The 14677-nt window shown below is 53.3% G+C and carries 14 protein-coding genes; 1 reads left to right on the top strand and 13 read right to left on the bottom strand.

Annotated features, from left to right (window positions below; translation table 11 throughout):
- Positions 1 to 76 precede the first annotated feature (76 nt).
- From ydhT to ulaA, 13 genes are all read right to left on the bottom strand, one after another.
- On the bottom strand, positions 77 to 1009 hold the full coding sequence (ydhT, locus tag JG725_RS14230; protein WP_199378576.1) for a protein YdhT: 933 nt from the start codon (positions 1007 to 1009) through the stop codon (positions 77 to 79).
- Between the two features lie 34 nt (positions 1010 to 1043).
- Entirely contained in the window at positions 1044 to 1829 is a 786-nt protein-coding gene (gene phsC, locus JG725_RS14225) for a thiosulfate reductase cytochrome B subunit (protein WP_172291329.1), read from the bottom strand.
- Positions 1826 to 2497, bottom strand: coding sequence for a 4Fe-4S dicluster domain-containing protein (locus JG725_RS14220; RefSeq protein WP_199378574.1), 672 nt, complete (start codon positions 2495 to 2497; stop codon positions 1826 to 1828). The genes phsC and JG725_RS14220 overlap by 4 nt, the downstream gene beginning before the upstream one ends.
- Before the next feature lie 129 nt (positions 2498 to 2626).
- On the bottom strand, positions 2627 to 3313 hold the full coding sequence (locus JG725_RS14215; protein WP_199378572.1) for a YdhW family putative oxidoreductase system protein: 687 nt from the start codon (positions 3311 to 3313) through the stop codon (positions 2627 to 2629).
- A gap of 12 nt (positions 3314 to 3325) precedes the next feature.
- Positions 3326 to 5428 carry an aldehyde ferredoxin oxidoreductase gene (locus tag JG725_RS14210; protein WP_172291326.1) on the bottom strand — a complete coding sequence of 701 codons (2103 nt, stop codon included), beginning with the start codon at positions 5426 to 5428 and terminating at the stop codon, positions 3326 to 3328.
- Positions 5429 to 5491: 63 nt separating this feature from the next.
- On the bottom strand, positions 5492 to 6121 hold the full coding sequence (locus JG725_RS14205; RefSeq protein WP_172291325.1) for a ferredoxin-like protein: 630 nt from the start codon (positions 6119 to 6121) through the stop codon (positions 5492 to 5494).
- A 611-nt stretch (positions 6122 to 6732) separates the two neighbouring features.
- Positions 6733 to 8232 carry a glycerol-3-phosphate dehydrogenase gene (glpD, locus tag JG725_RS14200; RefSeq protein ID WP_172291324.1) on the bottom strand — a complete coding sequence of 500 codons (1500 nt, stop codon included), beginning with the start codon at positions 8230 to 8232 and terminating at the stop codon, positions 6733 to 6735.
- A 315-nt stretch (positions 8233 to 8547) separates the two neighbouring features.
- Positions 8548 to 9237, bottom strand: coding sequence for an L-ribulose-5-phosphate 4-epimerase (locus JG725_RS14195; RefSeq protein ID WP_199378570.1), 690 nt, complete (start codon positions 9235 to 9237; stop codon positions 8548 to 8550).
- A complete protein-coding gene (locus tag JG725_RS14190; protein WP_172291322.1) occupies positions 9234 to 10094 on the bottom strand; it encodes an L-ribulose-5-phosphate 3-epimerase in 861 nt (286 codons plus the stop codon). Before JG725_RS14190 ends, JG725_RS14195 begins: the two co-directional genes overlap by 4 nt.
- Positions 10095 to 10103: 9 nt before the next feature.
- On the bottom strand, positions 10104 to 10757 hold the full coding sequence (locus JG725_RS14185; RefSeq protein ID WP_199378567.1) for a 3-keto-L-gulonate-6-phosphate decarboxylase UlaD: 654 nt from the start codon (positions 10755 to 10757) through the stop codon (positions 10104 to 10106).
- A gap of 15 nt (positions 10758 to 10772) precedes the next feature.
- Positions 10773 to 11240 carry a PTS ascorbate transporter subunit IIA gene (gene ulaC / locus JG725_RS14180; RefSeq protein ID WP_199378566.1) on the bottom strand — a complete coding sequence of 156 codons (468 nt, stop codon included), beginning with the start codon at positions 11238 to 11240 and terminating at the stop codon, positions 10773 to 10775.
- 9 nt (positions 11241 to 11249) lie between these two features.
- A complete protein-coding gene (gene ulaB / locus JG725_RS14175) occupies positions 11250 to 11558 on the bottom strand; it encodes a PTS ascorbate transporter subunit IIB (RefSeq protein WP_109054777.1) in 309 nt (102 codons plus the stop codon).
- An 85-nt stretch (positions 11559 to 11643) separates the two neighbouring features.
- On the bottom strand, positions 11644 to 13038 hold the full coding sequence (gene ulaA, locus JG725_RS14170; RefSeq protein WP_199378564.1) for a PTS ascorbate transporter subunit IIC: 1395 nt from the start codon (positions 13036 to 13038) through the stop codon (positions 11644 to 11646).
- A gap of 428 nt (positions 13039 to 13466) precedes the next feature.
- Here ulaA and ulaG point away from each other — a divergent pair, with 428 nt between their 5' ends.
- On the top strand, positions 13467 to 14531 hold the full coding sequence (gene ulaG, locus JG725_RS14165; RefSeq protein ID WP_172291318.1) for an L-ascorbate 6-phosphate lactonase: 1065 nt from the start codon (positions 13467 to 13469) through the stop codon (positions 14529 to 14531).
- Positions 14532 to 14677 lie beyond the last annotated feature (146 nt).

Here is a 14677-nt window from a genome sequence, read left to right as displayed (position 1 = left end):
GTTTGTAATCCCCCTCCGGGCCTCTCCTTAACAAGGGAGAGGCCCGGAGGGGGGACTTGCGCCGCTGCGCGCGGCATCATTCGAACGCTTCCAACTGAAACCGGGCGTTAAGGCGATATTTTACTCCCGCCGTGATGCCATTCTCACCCTCATATACCACCAGAAAGCGAGTGCGGGCGCCATCGTGATAGGTCAATGCGGCGCAGCCGCCTTTCCCTAGAACCAGCGTATGCAGACTACCCGACGAGACGACTACGGCGTTTTCGCCCGTTACCCTGATGGCGACGTTGTCGCCCGTATTGGCGATTCGGCTTTCATGCGCGGCAAGGCCGATTTTGCACATATCGCCGGCGTTGGCGATGTTCGTTGCTTCGCCCGTGCCGCTGATATAGCTGCGCATGCCGCTGTTGGCGATATGCGTTCCCCGGCCCGCTCCGCTGATTTTCGCGGAGTTTCCACTGTTGCTGATGCGCGCCCGCCCGCCCAGACTGCCGATTCGACAGTGCTGACCCGTATTGCTGATCTTGACGGCAAAGCCGGAACTGACCAGTTGGCAGGCGTAGCCGACGCTGGCGATGGCGCTGTTTTCGCCTGAATGACCGATAAAGTTATAGGCGCCTGACGTCGCGACTTTGCTTTGCAGGCCGATGCAGCCGATATCTAGCGCCTGGTCGCCGGTGGCTAACTGCACCTCATCGGGGATTTCCGGCGTATGTTTTACCGAGCGATAACGGGGCGTGACCTGTATGATCCCGGCGTGGCCGGTGGTCAGTCGATCAATCATCGCCCGCGTGGCCTTGGTTTCCTGCCGGATAAACTGCGGCGAGTCGAAGCCCAATGAATAGCCGTACTCCACCAGGCTTTCCAGCCATTCAACGTACCCGTCGCACATCAGGGCATAGTGAATATCCTGATAATCCCCGCCCTGCGGGAAACGGCGCAGAAACCAGCGATAAATCCGCGGGCTGACCTGTAATGAATGTAATTGCTGCCGGGTAATTTTGTTCATTCTCGCCTGATATCCGCGTCGCTTATTTTCCCGCTCAGTGCCGGTGATAACCATCGATCATGCAGCGGAACGTTTGGGTGGGCGTACGCCCCGTGGTGCACAGATAGATATGCCCGCAAAGGAAGAACAGGCTGGCGACGGCCAGCGCCAGGTGCAGCGGCAGCAGCCAGGCTTTGACCAGCACAAAATCGGCCGGGAGCCACAGCGGGTTGCTTAACAGCACCCCCGTCGCCAGCAACGCCGGCAGCAGCGCGTACATCACGCCAAGATAAGCCGCCTGTTGCAGCGGATTAAACTTGGCGCGCGGCGTTGCCGGGAACGGATGGTCTTCCCCTTTGATGATGCCGTACAGGTAGAAACGCACCTGTAGAAAGGCGCGCTGCCCCCAGCTTTTACGGTCGATAATGTAGTGCTTGCCGTTACCGCCAAACGCGTTGATCAGGACAAACGCGACCCAGCTTACCAACAGCAGGTAGCCGCACAGTTCATGCAGCGCCGCCAGCGTAACGGTGTCGTTGACCGAGCCAATGGCAAAGTGATTCAGCAAGCCGCTGCCGAGCAGCAAAATAAACAGCAGCGCGTTGCTCCAGTGCCAGCAACGGATGGCCCGTGAATAGAGGTATACCTTCTCTTCATGTGAAACGGCGTGCGGCGACGCGAATTTGTAACGCAGTAGCCCATGCAGCGTGAGTACGCCCAGCATACCGACCAATAACACCCCGGCCAGAATAAGCCATACCGGCCAGAAATCGGGCGTATAGATATAAACATATTGATAAAGCTGAGCCTGAAACTGCTCGGCATTCGGCATAATATTCATACAGTCACCTTTTCGATATCGTAGGGGCCAGGGCGACGATAAAGATACGGCTTACCGACATTGGGGAGTTGATACTGGTAATACTCATGCGTTTTCAGCCAGGTCTGAACCGGTTCGCTGTCCTCAGGTCCGAAAATAAGCGCATTTTGCGGACAGGCGCTGACGCAGATCGGCGCGAAGCCTTTTTGCAGCCGCGATTCCAGACAAAAATCGCATTTATCGGCCACGCGGGTGCGCGGATTGAGGTAGCGCACCTGATAGGGACAGGCGGAAATACAGTAGCTACAGCCGATGCATTTCGCCTGGTTCACCCGCACGATACCGTTGTTTTCATCCCGATAAGAGGAGCCGGTCGGGCACACGGCGATGCACGGAGCATCTTCACACTGCTGGCAGGAATGGCGAAAAAAGTGATAGCTATTCCCCTGCTCGGGGGGCGTCATCGCAATGTGAGCGATACTCATGCGCGCCGCGCCGACCGGGACTTTGTTCACTTTATGGCAGGCCACGGTGCAAATATTGCAGCCGTTACACAGCACTTCATCGTGGATCATGGCGTAGCGCCCGGGTTTGTTTTTATCGGTTCCGCCCAAAGCGGAGAACAGCGGGGCGCTGAAAAAAATCACCGATCCCATGCCGAGGACAAATTTACGGCGTGAGCATGTCATTTTCCTTGCCTCCCGGAACAAAAGTCGTTCAAAGTCGGTGTTATCCGCGGCGTCAAAGCGCGTTTTTTCATCAGTTCCCCGGCGGCACGAGGCGGCTGTTCTTTTTGTCGTGCGTTGCCGGGAAAAGGGTTAAGGGTTTTCATACTGTTCGACCTCAATCCACTCACATAGCCCCCTGGCTTTGCCGTAACTCATGAAACGTTCACTGAATAAATAGGACGCGCCGTTAGACGCCGCGACGAGGCGAATATCCTGAAACGCATCGGACTGTTCGAAAAAGCGCATTGCGCCGTCAATTTTTTCCTGTGTCAAAGCATAGGGCGGCAATCGCAGCATCTGCACCTTGTAAGGCCGCGGATAGGTCTGGCACTCGAAACGAACGGTGTCCGCAATGGTTTTGCAGATATCCTGTTGGTGCGTGAAAACCAGGAGCCGGGCGTAGTTATGGCTCATATGTCGATCGGAGTAGTAATACCGCGCTTCATCGTTACTGATGGAGAGAAGGTCCGCACAATCCTGACTGTGATTAATCTGTTCAAACAGCCGGTCGAGGGTTTCCGCATCCAGCGAGTAGGGGGCTGCCTGAAAGTTCCGCGCGTCAACCAGTTCGCCCGCCGCCGAACGCTGGCGGATATAACCCGCCACGACTAAATACGGCGCTTTTTGTTCGGCGGGCTCATCAGCCGTGACATCGTTATCTGCCGCCTGACGGGATAACGGCAGCAGCAGTCGTCTTTTGGTTAAATCCGGCTGGGCGTCATGCCGTGCTTCTGGCTCGGATGATGGCCCTGATGTAAATGATGGTGTCGTATTCATAATCAATACCGCTTATGCCGGGAGCAAATCCCGTGACGCCAGATCGTCGGCGACGTCTTCCATACCCAGCCTGGCCAGCGTTGCTCTGGTCGGACAGCCCAGTTCAGGATCCCAGCCCATTTCCGTATAGAACAGGGTCAGCGCTTTTTGCATGTCTTCCCGCTCCATCTTGTCGGTGCCTTCGGTAAACACCGGGATGTCTGGGTCTTTATCAAATACCCACGAACAGATTTGGTCGTGCTCATGACGCATGTCTGTGGTGTTCATCAGCTTTACGGTGTAGGCGCGGTGCAGCGTGAAGATACGCTCCGCCGCCAGATCCAGACTCGTTTCCGTGGTGGTTTCGCCCGTCACCGCCGCGAAGAATTTGGCTTCCAGCGCCAGGTCGCCGCGATAGTTACGGCTTTTCAAGGGCGAGACGGTCATCGGCCAGACCCAGTTACACAGCGTCACCGCGTCATGCAGACAACTTTTAAGGATTGACCATTTGGCGTATTTGATTTTGTACGGATTGATCGGTGTATAGTTCTTGGTTTCGTCATAGGCATCCGCCGAACCGAACAGCTCCGCGGCGACCTCTCTTTGCAGTTTTAACGGCAACCCGCTGCCGATGTAGTTGATATGGGTATGCGTCATGGCATCGCGGTTGAACATGCAGTTGACGAGCGCGCCGACCTGGGCCGAGGCTTCATTGGCGTGATGCACCGGAAAGCCCATCGGCGACCACAGTTTGTTTTTGGCGGCCGCCCAGTATTCCTCGCCCAGATCCCACCTTTGCGCCAGCAGATAAGATCCGTCGGCCAGGTGGCTGATTTCACCCTGCCGGTGCGCCAGACGCAGGTAGAGATCTTTGATAAACGCCGGATCGCCCGCTTCCAGCAGATCCCAACGGATTGAAGCGTATTCCTCCGCAGGCAGTACGCGTTTGAACACATTGTGTGAATAGCAGTAAACAAAATCGCGTTGTAACTGGGCGTAGTTACACCACAGCCCCATGTCGTCAAACACGTTTAACGCCACAAAATTGGCGATAACCTTGCCGTCCCCTTTTTCCTCAAAATCTTTGGGGCCGTTCGGGTACATCGAGCTATGCGCGGTTTGAGCGACACAGGTGTTGCCTCCGGTGGTCGGCACGCCGTATTCGCCGGCCTGCGGGACTTTCAACTGCGCCGAACAGCGGATGGGGCAGGAGTGGCATCCGCCCATTTTCACGGTATATTTTTCAGCCGCCGGCCCCAGGTCGAATACCGATTTCATGGTACGGAAGCCAACGGTATTCTGGTCGCCGGGGGGAATTTCGCCGGTTTCAATCGGGCCGCCTTCGGCGGCTTTCCAGTACAACCCTTTGCGCGCCGTCCAGCGGGAGCGCGGATTGGAATATTCGGCCCAGGCCTGCGGCGTGCTCGGCACCACATGGTTATTATTCGCGCCGATTAACTGCGTCATCATGTAATCGTTGAGGTTTTTCAGCGCTTCCCGATTCGAGACGTTGACGCCCCGGGTGCCGATGACGGCGATGGCTTTAAGATTCTTCGAGCCGAGTACCGCGCCCGTACCGGCGCCGCCGCTATGGTTGCGGCTGTTCAGAATACCGGACAAAGGAACCAGATTTTCCCCCGCCGGACCGATAGCGGCGACGCAGGCTTCCACATTGGTGGCGCGGCAGATCTCTTCGGTGGTGGCGCGGGTTCCTTTCCCCCACAGGAAAGCGGCATTTTCAATGCTGACTTTATCGTCCTGAATATTAATCCACACCGGCGTGGCCGATTTCCCCTCAATAATGATGGCGTCATAACCGGCATATTTCATATAAGCGGCAAAGAAACCGCCCATATGCGCGTCAATGACTAAATTACCGCGGGTAAAAGTAGACAGCGTGGTGATATTAACCCGTGAGCTGCAGGGGGCGCCGGAACCGGTTAATGGCCCGACGGCAAATACCACCTTATTGGCTTCGTCAAAAGGTTTGGTTCCCGGCGCCACTTCGTCGTACATGATTTTATAACCAAAGCCCATTCCACCAATAAACGGCTTATATTTGCTGGAATCTTCTTTAGCGATCGCGCCGGTGCTTAAGTTGATGCGTAATATATTGCCCGTCCAACCGTTGATCATAATTTATTTTCCCGAGTGTGAAGCATCGACATGGATAAATAGATAGGGATAACGTCCGGCTGCTCAGACCGTAATCTCTTCCCAGTCGATGATACTCAATGCACCTGTAGGGCAAGCGGTAGCGCATTCGCCACATAAATTACACTTACCGGATTTTTCGATCTGCGGGTTTACCGTCGCCATCATCCACGGGCAGGCGGTGGTACAGGCGGCGCAGCCGATACAGCGCCGGGCGTCCACCGTAATACAGCCGCGCTCCTCGTTATAGGCGATCACGTTTATCGGGCAGACTTTCATACATTCGGGATCTTTACATTGCCGACAGGTGTCGGTAGTAAAATTCAGATCGCCATACAGCCCGCCGCCGGAACCTATGCCGCCATCGCCGTAATAAAAATGGCGGTGGATTTTCACCCGTGAGAAGAAAGAGCCGACGCTGCCGTCGTTATAGGTTGTACAGGAGGTTTCGCAGCGGTGACAGCCTGTGCAGCGGGCTCTCTTGGTCACTAGCACCCCTTTCGGCGTGGTCGTCAGCCCGATGGCGCCGCTGTTAATCTCTTCCTGTCTGCACCCCAGCAAAGAAAGCAATGCCGGCGCGATGGTGATCCCCGCCAGGCCTTTGCCTGAAATACGCAGGAACTCCAGTCTTGTTAACCCCAGATCTAATAAAGGACGTTCAACCTGATTAGGCATTTAATTCTTATCCCCCGCATACCCAACCCATAGCAAAACATCAAAGGCAATTTAGTGGAAAATAGAATGAGAAGCGGCATTGAATAGCGTTATATAAAAAACAAATAACGATTGCGCCATCCTCTTTAATTTCACGATTTTTCAATCTGTTCGCTATAGGTCATTTTTATACAGCTCGTTAACCATATAAATAATGTGGTTAGGTTATTTTTTATTCTGTGATTAATGTCGTATAAATTATTTATTTTAAATATAATTGTTGTTATTGATTCTTATTATTATTTGATAATTTCATAATGAGATATCAATGCGTATTTTTAAACCATAAATAAATATAATAATGATTAAGAATGATTATCTATGGTTTATTTCTGGCGAGGTTAATTTATCAGGTGAAATGTTATATCTGAATAATACCGAATATCGGTATTTTTGATTTATGCCGAAATATACAGAATTAAGACGATGGGTTGAAAATGATATACATACGGTTTTGGGGAGATTCTGGTTCAAAACGTGGTTTTCAGCCAGAAAAATAACCCTGGGAATGATTTGATGTTTTTCGAAGATACAGAACGTTTACCAAAATGTAAACGTTCTGCAAAGGAGGATTAGCTGACTTTTGCTACCTGATGACGATAAGCGTCCAGCCATTCGCTGATATGCTGTTGCTGCGCTTCAGTTAACCACATACCGAGTTTGGTGCGCCGCCAGATAACATCATCCAACGTTACCGCCCACTCTTTTTCAACCAGATAACGAAGCTCTGCTTCATACAGGTCATGACCGAAATGCTCGCCCAGGGAAGCAAGGCCTTGCGCATTAGCAAGAATCAGCTCGCTGTTTGAACCATATGTCCGGCTATAGCGGCGCGCCAGCGCTTCCGGCAGGTTAAAGCGGCGGCGCAGCGTCGCGGCGTAGTCATCCCGCGTGCCTGCGATATCGCCTCCGGGTAAAACGGCATTTTTAGTCCAGGCTTTGCCGGCCTGCGGGTAATATTTTTGCAGTTTATCCAGTGCGTGTTCCGCCAGTTTACGGTAAGTGGTCAGCTTACCGCCGAATACGGACAGCAGCGGAGCCTGACCGTGCTCATCATCCACCGACAGCGTGTAATCACGGGTGATAGCCTGTGGCGAATCCGATTCGTCATCGCACAGCGGGCGCACGCCGGAATAGGTCCAGACGATATCTTCTTTGGTGAGCTGTTTTTTGAAGTGATCGTTATATACGTCCAACAGATAGCTAATCTCGTTGTCGTCGATCTGCACATTATGTGGTTCGCCCTGGTATTCCACATCGGTAGTACCGATGATCGAAAATTCATCCTGCCAGGGGATCACAAACACAATGCGGTGATCTTTGTTCTGCAAGATATAAGCCTGAGGCTGATCGTGTACGCGCGGCACGACAATATGGCTGCCTTTGATCAGGCGGATGCCATATGGGGATTTCAGATGCAAGCCATCATCAAAGAACGCTTTCACCCACGGGCCGGTGGCGTTTACCAGACCTTTGGCACGCCAGGTGAGCGTTTCGCCGCTGAGTGAGTCAATCGCTTCAACTACCCACAAGCCTTGTTCGCGACGGGCGCTGACGACCTTGGTGCGGGTGCGCACTTCGCCGCCGCGCTTGGTGACTTCCTGCGCATTCAGCACCACCAAACGCGCATCATCCACCCAACAGTCTGAATACTCAAAACCGCGGGTCAGTTGAGGATTTAAGACTGATTCGGCGCCGAATTTCACCCCTTTACTGGCCGGTAGACTGACGCGTTTGCCAATATTGTCATACATAAACAAACCGATACGGATCATCCATGCCGGACGCAGGTGTGGTTGATGCGGTAAGCGGAAACGCATGGGGAAAATAATATGGGGAGCCATTTTCAGCAGAGTTTCACGTTCGGAGAGCGCTTCGCTGACCAGACGAAACTCATAATGTTCCAGATAGCGTAAGCCGCCGTGAATCAATTTAGAGCTGGCGGAGGAGGTGGCGCAGGCCAGATCCTGCGCTTCCAGCAGCAGCACGGATAAGCCGCGCCCGGCCGCATCCGCGGCTATGCCTGCACCGTTAATGCCGCCGCCGATCACAATTAGATCTTTGGTTTCCACGTTTTTTCCTCCACCATTAAAATAAAAGCAAAAAATGTTCGTTTTCGAGCATTATAATAATCGAAAACAAACAATACAGCTAACACTTAACCGAATAAAAACATTTATGCGTGATGTAGCTAACAATTTGATGATAATTGTCACATTAAAATAATGGGTATTAAGCGCGATAAAAGCATAAGACAGCGGCGGGCTTTAGGAGCGGCGCAGTAACAGAAGACTTATTTCCGCTGTTTTTGCGCTGACGGAGATTTGCGTTGCCTGACGGCGCAGTGCATGAGATGCCCGCTTTCGCGGGCATAAACGGGGATTATACTACCGCTGCCCATAATAGGCGTTAGGGCCGTGTTTACGGCTGAAGTGCTTATTCATCAGATAGCCGTCAATCGGGTGCCGTTGTGGATTAATCGAGCCGGTGAGCCACGCCATTTTCGCCACTTCCTCCATCACCACCGCATTGTGCACCGCTTCATCCGCGTCTTTACCCCAACAAAAGGGTCCATGCTGGTAAACGATGATGCCCGGCGTATGCAGCGGGTTAGCGTCGCCAAGCGTTTGGGCAATCACCACGCCGGTATTTTTCTCATATTCCGCTTCCACCTCCTGCGACGTTAAGGGGCGGGTACAGGGGATATCGCCATAAAAGTAGTCGGCATGCGTGGTGCCCAGCGCGGGGATCGCCACCCCGGCCTGCGCCCAGGCGGTGGCGTGGGTGGAATGGGTATGGACGATCCCGCCGATTTGCGGATAGCGGCGATAGAGTTCCAGATGGGTGGCCGTATCGGAGGAAGGGCGATATTTGCCTTCCAGTACGTTGCCCTGCATATCCACCGTCACCATATCGTCGGCCTGCATAACGTCATACGCCACTCCGCTGGGTTTGATGACGATGAGCTGCCGTTGCCGATCGATGGCGCTGACGTTGCCCCAGGTATAGGTCACCAGACCATGACGCGGAAGCGCCATATTCGCCTCAAAAACCTGCTGTTTTAGCTGTTCTGTCATGCGACTTCCTCCACCAGCAAACCGGCCTGGGCCATCCGCTGTTTAACCCAGTCGCGCGCGGCGGTGATTTCCTTTAGCGGATTGGGCGATGTTTCGCTCCACATTTCAATCAGATAGGGGCCGCAGTAGCCGCTCTCTCTGAGGGTGGTGAAACAACGCGCAAAATCGACCACGCCGGTGCCAAAGGGCACGTTTTTGAAAATGCCCGGCCGCGTATCTTTAACATGCACGGCCACGATATGGCCTTTCCCTGCTTTAAGCTCCATTTGAACATCGTTATCCCACGCCGACAGGTTGCCGATATCCGGGTAAAGCTGAAACCACGGATTATTGAGGTAATTGGCATAGCCCAGCGCTTTGCTGATGGAGTTCATTAACGGGTAGTCCATGATTTCCATCGCCAGCGTGACCTGAGCCCGACTGGCCATTTCCACCGCCAGTTGCAAACCGTGGCGAAAACGCTCGCGGGTAAGGTCGTTAGCCTGTTGATAGTAGACGTCGTAACCGGCGAGCTGGATAACGCGAATACCGACATCCTGCGCAAGGCGGATCGCTTTGCGCATAATCTCCAGCCCCTGATTACGGATGTCGTCATCTTCGCAGCCGAGCGGGAAACGCCGATGAGCGCTCAGACACATGGACGGGACACGGATGCCGCTGGCGGAAATCGCGCTGACCAGTTCCAGACGTTGCTCAGGGCTCCAGTCAAGCCGTGCCAGTCGGCCGTCACTCTCATCCACCGACATTTCGACAAAATCAAAACCCAGCGCTTTCGCCAGTTGCAGACGCGCCAGCCAGCTTTCATCCGGCGGCAGTGCTTTTTCATAAATACCGAGAGGAACAGCCTTCATGAGCATGAGATCACCTTAGCCCCAGAGTTGGGCGATGCGGCGCTTGAACTCGCGCGCGGCTTCCACTGGATCCGCCGCGTCGCGAATACTGCGGCCGGCGATAAACACATGGATGGGAATGCCTTCGAACAACGGCAGATCCGCCAGCGCCAGACCGCCGGTAACGGTCACGTTGAAGCCCATATCCGCCAGCCGCTTGATGGCGCTGATATCGGTCTCGCTCCAGGCGATCCCCGCGGCCTGCGCATCTCTGCTGCGGTGATACACCACCTGTTGAATGCCAATATCACGCCAGGCTTGCGCCTGTTCCCAGGTCCAGAAGCCCGTCAGTTCGATCTGAACGTCTCCCTTAAACTCGCGGGCGATCTCCAGCGCGCCGGCGGCGGTATTAATGTCTGCGCAGCAAATAACGGTCACCCAGTCTGCATTGGCGGCAAAGCACATGCGTGACAAAATTTTCCCGGCGTCGGCAATTTTGGCGTCGGCCAGCACAATCTTGTGCGGATAAAGGGATTTCAGATCGCGCACCGCGCGCACCCCCTCGCCGACACACAGAATGGTGCCGACTTCAATAATATCCACTTCTTCGGCAATCAGTCGGGTGGTTTGGTAGGCATCGGCCAGCGTTTGGTTATCCAGCGCGACCTGTAACATCGGTAAATGAGACATCGGTAAGCTCCTTAATCAGCATGCCGCCGTAGCGGTCTGGTCAATCAAATCCAGTACATCCTGCTCGGTGCGACAGGCGCGCAGGCGGTCAAAATTGGCTTCGTCTTCAAAAAGCTGCACGATTTGCATGATGCCCACCTCCTGATGGGTATGGGCATCAACGGCCGCCATGGTGATCAGAATATCGACCGGGTCATTATCTTCGTGGTTGAAAATCAGCGGCGTTTTCAACGTCACCAGCGCAAAGCCGGTTTTTTTCACCCCTTCCTCCGGGCGGCCATGGGGCATGGCAAGTCCTGGCGCAATCACAAAGTAGGGGCCGAACTGTTTTACGCCATCCAGAATCGCCTGGTAGTAGCGGGGTTCGACGACGTCGGCGGCGACCAGCAGATCAACCCCGATTTTTACCGCCTCCTGCCAGCTACCGGCTTCCGCCTGCAAACGAATGGAACGATTTTCCGCCAGTGAATCACGTAGTTTCATAAAAGCTCCCTATTGCTTTAAGTCCGCCGGGAAATGCGCTTTGATGACATCCAGCAGCTTTGGGCCAAAGTCGGCGGCCGAGAGCATATTGCGTACGCCGACCACATATTTGTTGCCGCTGACGGTGATTTCATCGGCAACGTGCGTAGAGGCAATGATGATGTCTGCACCGCTTAGTTCGGCCTTGTATTCGCCCACTGCGCAGCTATTCAGGCTATGGTCGATCCCCTGCTCGGTTAAAAATTGGCCGACTTTCATTTTCATGATCATGGAACTTCCTTGCCCGCAGCCGCATACGGCCAGAATTCGTACGGTCATAATGATTTCTCCTGAATGCGTTCGTGGTATACCCGTCATACTGCAAGTTGCATGTGTTTTGACTGCGCTCTGTAACTCGAATCATTTAGGGTATGGACTCAGCGAGTTTCTTTTCAGCATCTTCTTCAGCCCGCAATGTGCGGCTGGCAAAGACCATATAAACCAAGGCAATCACGATAACGACGCTCATAAACCACAGGCCAAGCGTTAACCCCTGCATCAGCGGCGGCGCCAGAATCGACCAGTCCGCCATGCCCATCCACGCGCTCAGACCGGTCAGTTTTATCGCCCATACGCAGCCGAATATTTCGATCACGCCCATCACCAGACAGATCTTCATCGCCGCGCGCCAGCCGCCAAAGTGGTTGGCGAACACGCCGATGGTGGCGTTAGAGAAGAACATCGGAATAAAGCCGGGGATGATCATGATGGGGGAACCGATGCCGATCAGAATGCCGACGGCGATCAACTGACCGATGGTGCCCCACATAAATCCCCACACCACCGCATTGGGAGCGAAGCTGTAAATCGCCGCGCAGTCGATGGCAAGCACCGCGCCGGGGATTAAACGTTGGGATATGCCGTTAAACGCTTCGGAGAGTTCGGCTACGAACATCCGTACGCCTTGTACGATGATGAAAATGGCGACGGCAAACTGGAAGCCGGTTTGCAGGATATAAATCGTCCAGTGTGTTTTCCCAGCCATTTGCTGCACGGTGTCCAGGCCGAAGGAGAGCAGGATCGCGCCAAAGAATACCGTCATGACGATGGCGGTGGAGACAATATTGTCGTGGAAGATATTCAGCCAGCCCGGAAGCTTCAGATCTTCCACGCTCTCTTCTTTTTTCCCCAGATAAGGGGCGATCTTATAGGCAAGCCAGGAGGCAAACTGCTGCTGGTGGCCGATGGAGAAACCGCAGCCGTCGGTCACCGCCTGCGTGGGTTTATACATCATGTTGGACGTAATGCCCCAGTAGAGGGAAACCAACACGGCGCTACAGATGATGGTGGTCCACATCGGGTAGCCGAGAATATAGAAGAACACGGCGAGCAACCCGGCCTGCTGAAACATGATGTGGCCGGTCAGCATGATGGTGCGGATGCCGGTGATCCGGCGCAGCAGCACGTAAACGATATTCAGCGCCAGCGCCAGCAATACGGCATAGCCGACCCAACTGTAGGCATCGCCCATGCGTTCGACGGTCGCCATCATGGACGCGTAGGTATCCGAGATGGCGCCGCTGATGCCGTAAACGTCGGACATTTTGGCGACAACCGGTTTGAACGTGCTGGTCAGAATGCCGGAACCTGCCTGTAACAGCATAAAACCAATGATCGTTTTGATGGTGCCTTTAATAATGACAGTGGCGCTTTTACGCAGCAGTAAATAACCGATGAACGTGACAATCCCCAGCAGCAGCGGGGCGTTGGTCATGACCTGATTAAAGAAAATCGTAAAGATTTTATAGAGGGTTTCCATAAGCACTCCGTTCTGGCTTTGGTCATTCTGTTACGCGCCACGTCCGAATTGCCTTGGCGCGGGCAGGTCTTTTTTTGTAAGGCACGAACACTTTAGCAATCATAAATAATCATAAAAAGACATTAATTGATTATTTGTGATTAGCTTCGCAATTATCCTTTTTACCGACGTCATTTTCAGCGCATAAAATTTGGCATTATTTTTTTGTCGTTATTTTTCATGTGATTATGTATTTATTTGAATCAATGTCACAATTTATAACCGATTTTTCAGCAGCATATAAAAAATCGCCGCACGCAATAGTCGATTGCGGGCATAAAAAAATGGTGATAGATTCGCAAAATAAAATCACTTGTTTTCATTTTATGATTTCTTATGATTGTAACGTTCAATAACGCACCACGCCGATCGCTGATGAGGTTCACACTATGAGTAAAATCGAGAGCATTACCCGTGAGTCATGGATCCTGAATACCTTTCCGGAATGGGGAACCTGGCTGAATGAAGAGATAGAACAAGAGCAGGTGGCGCCCGGCTCGTTTGCCATGTGGTGGCTGGGCTGTACCGGCATCTGGTTGAAGTCGGAAGAGGGGGCGAACATTTGTGTGGATTTCTGGTGCGGCACGGGCAAACAGAGCCACGGTAATCCGCTGATGAAATCCGGCCATCAAATGCAGCGCATGGCCGGGGTGAAAAAACTACAGCCTAATTTACGCACCACGCCATTCGTTCTGGATCCCTTCGCCATTCGACAAATTGATGCCGTGCTCGCCACGCATGACCATAACGATCATATCGATGTGAATGTGGCCGCCGCCGTGATGAAAAACTGCGACGCCGACGTGCCGTTTATTGGCCCGGAAAGCTGCGTGAATCTGTGGATTGGCTGGGGGGTGCCGCGTGAACGCTGTATCGTGGTCAAACCGGGCGATGTGATCTCTATCAAGGATGTTGAAATTCATGCGCTGGATGCGTTCGACCGCACGGCGTTGATAACGCTGCCGCCAGAGGAGAAAGCGGCGGGCGTGCTGCCGGATGGCATGGATAGGCGGGCGGTGAACTATTTATTCAAAACGCCGGGCGGCAATCTTTATCACAGCGGGGACTCGCATTATTCAAATTATTACGCCAAACATGGCAACGAGCATCAGATCGATGTGGCGCTGGGCTCCTATGGCGAAAACCCGCGCGGCATCACCGATAAAATGACCAGTTCCGACATGCTGCGTATGGCCGAGGCGCTGAACACCAAAGTGGTCATTCCTTTCCACCATGATATCTGGTCGAATTTTCAGGCCGATCCGCAGGAAATTCGCGTGTTGTGGGAAATGAAAAAAGATCGTCTGAAGTATGGTTTTAAACCGTTTATCTGGCAGGTCGGCGGCAAGTTCACCTGGCCGCAGGACAAAGATAATCTGGAATATCACTATCCGCGCGGATTTGACGATTGCTTCACCATCGAACCGGATTTGCCGTTTAAATCTTTCCTGTAAAACCACGGGGCGGCGTGGGCCGCCCTTTCCAGCATTCGCTTTGCAATCGCGCTCTTATCCGTGGACGATATCCCGTGCGTACTTTTGACAAGTTATGATTCAAATTACCGTAAGCGCTCCTTATAATCGGTGAGTAGAATCCATTT

The organism is Brenneria sp. L3-3C-1 (genome assembly GCF_016456245.1).
Classification (GTDB): domain Bacteria; phylum Pseudomonadota; class Gammaproteobacteria; order Enterobacterales; family Enterobacteriaceae; genus Brenneria.
This window is presented reverse-complemented; position numbering and strand designations above follow the sequence as displayed.

What these genes read in the sequence shown, in the direction of transcription:
- ydhT (WP_199378576.1), bottom strand. Translation starts at nt 1,009, where the DNA reads ATGAACAAAATTACCCGGCAGCAATTACATTCATTACAGGTCAGCCCG.
- phsC (WP_172291329.1), bottom strand. Translation starts at nt 1,829, where the DNA reads ATGAATATTATGCCGAATGCCGAGCAGTTTCAGGCTCAGCTTTATCAA.
- JG725_RS14220 (WP_199378574.1), bottom strand. Translation starts at nt 2,497, where the DNA reads ATGACATGCTCACGCCGTAAATTTGTCCTCGGCATGGGATCGGTGATT.
- JG725_RS14215 (WP_199378572.1), bottom strand. Translation starts at nt 3,313, where the DNA reads ATGAATACGACACCATCATTTACATCAGGGCCATCATCCGAGCCAGAA.
- JG725_RS14210 (WP_172291326.1), bottom strand. Translation starts at nt 5,428, where the DNA reads ATGATCAACGGTTGGACGGGCAATATATTACGCATCAACTTAAGCACC.
- JG725_RS14205 (WP_172291325.1), bottom strand. Translation starts at nt 6,121, where the DNA reads ATGCCTAATCAGGTTGAACGTCCTTTATTAGATCTGGGGTTAACAAGA.
- JG725_RS14195 (WP_199378570.1), bottom strand. Translation starts at nt 9,237, where the DNA reads ATGACAGAACAGCTAAAACAGCAGGTTTTTGAGGCGAATATGGCGCTT.
- JG725_RS14190 (WP_172291322.1), bottom strand. Translation starts at nt 10,094, where the DNA reads ATGCTCATGAAGGCTGTTCCTCTCGGTATTTATGAAAAAGCACTGCCG.
- JG725_RS14185 (WP_199378567.1), bottom strand. Translation starts at nt 10,757, where the DNA reads ATGTCTCATTTACCGATGTTACAGGTCGCGCTGGATAACCAAACGCTG.
- ulaC (WP_199378566.1), bottom strand. Translation starts at nt 11,240, where the DNA reads ATGAAACTACGTGATTCACTGGCGGAAAATCGTTCCATTCGTTTGCAG.
- ulaB (WP_109054777.1), bottom strand. Translation starts at nt 11,558, where the DNA reads ATGACCGTACGAATTCTGGCCGTATGCGGCTGCGGGCAAGGAAGTTCC.
- ulaA (WP_199378564.1), bottom strand. Translation starts at nt 13,038, where the DNA reads ATGGAAACCCTCTATAAAATCTTTACGATTTTCTTTAATCAGGTCATG.
- ulaG (WP_172291318.1), top strand. Translation starts at nt 13,467, where the DNA reads ATGAGTAAAATCGAGAGCATTACCCGTGAGTCATGGATCCTGAATACC.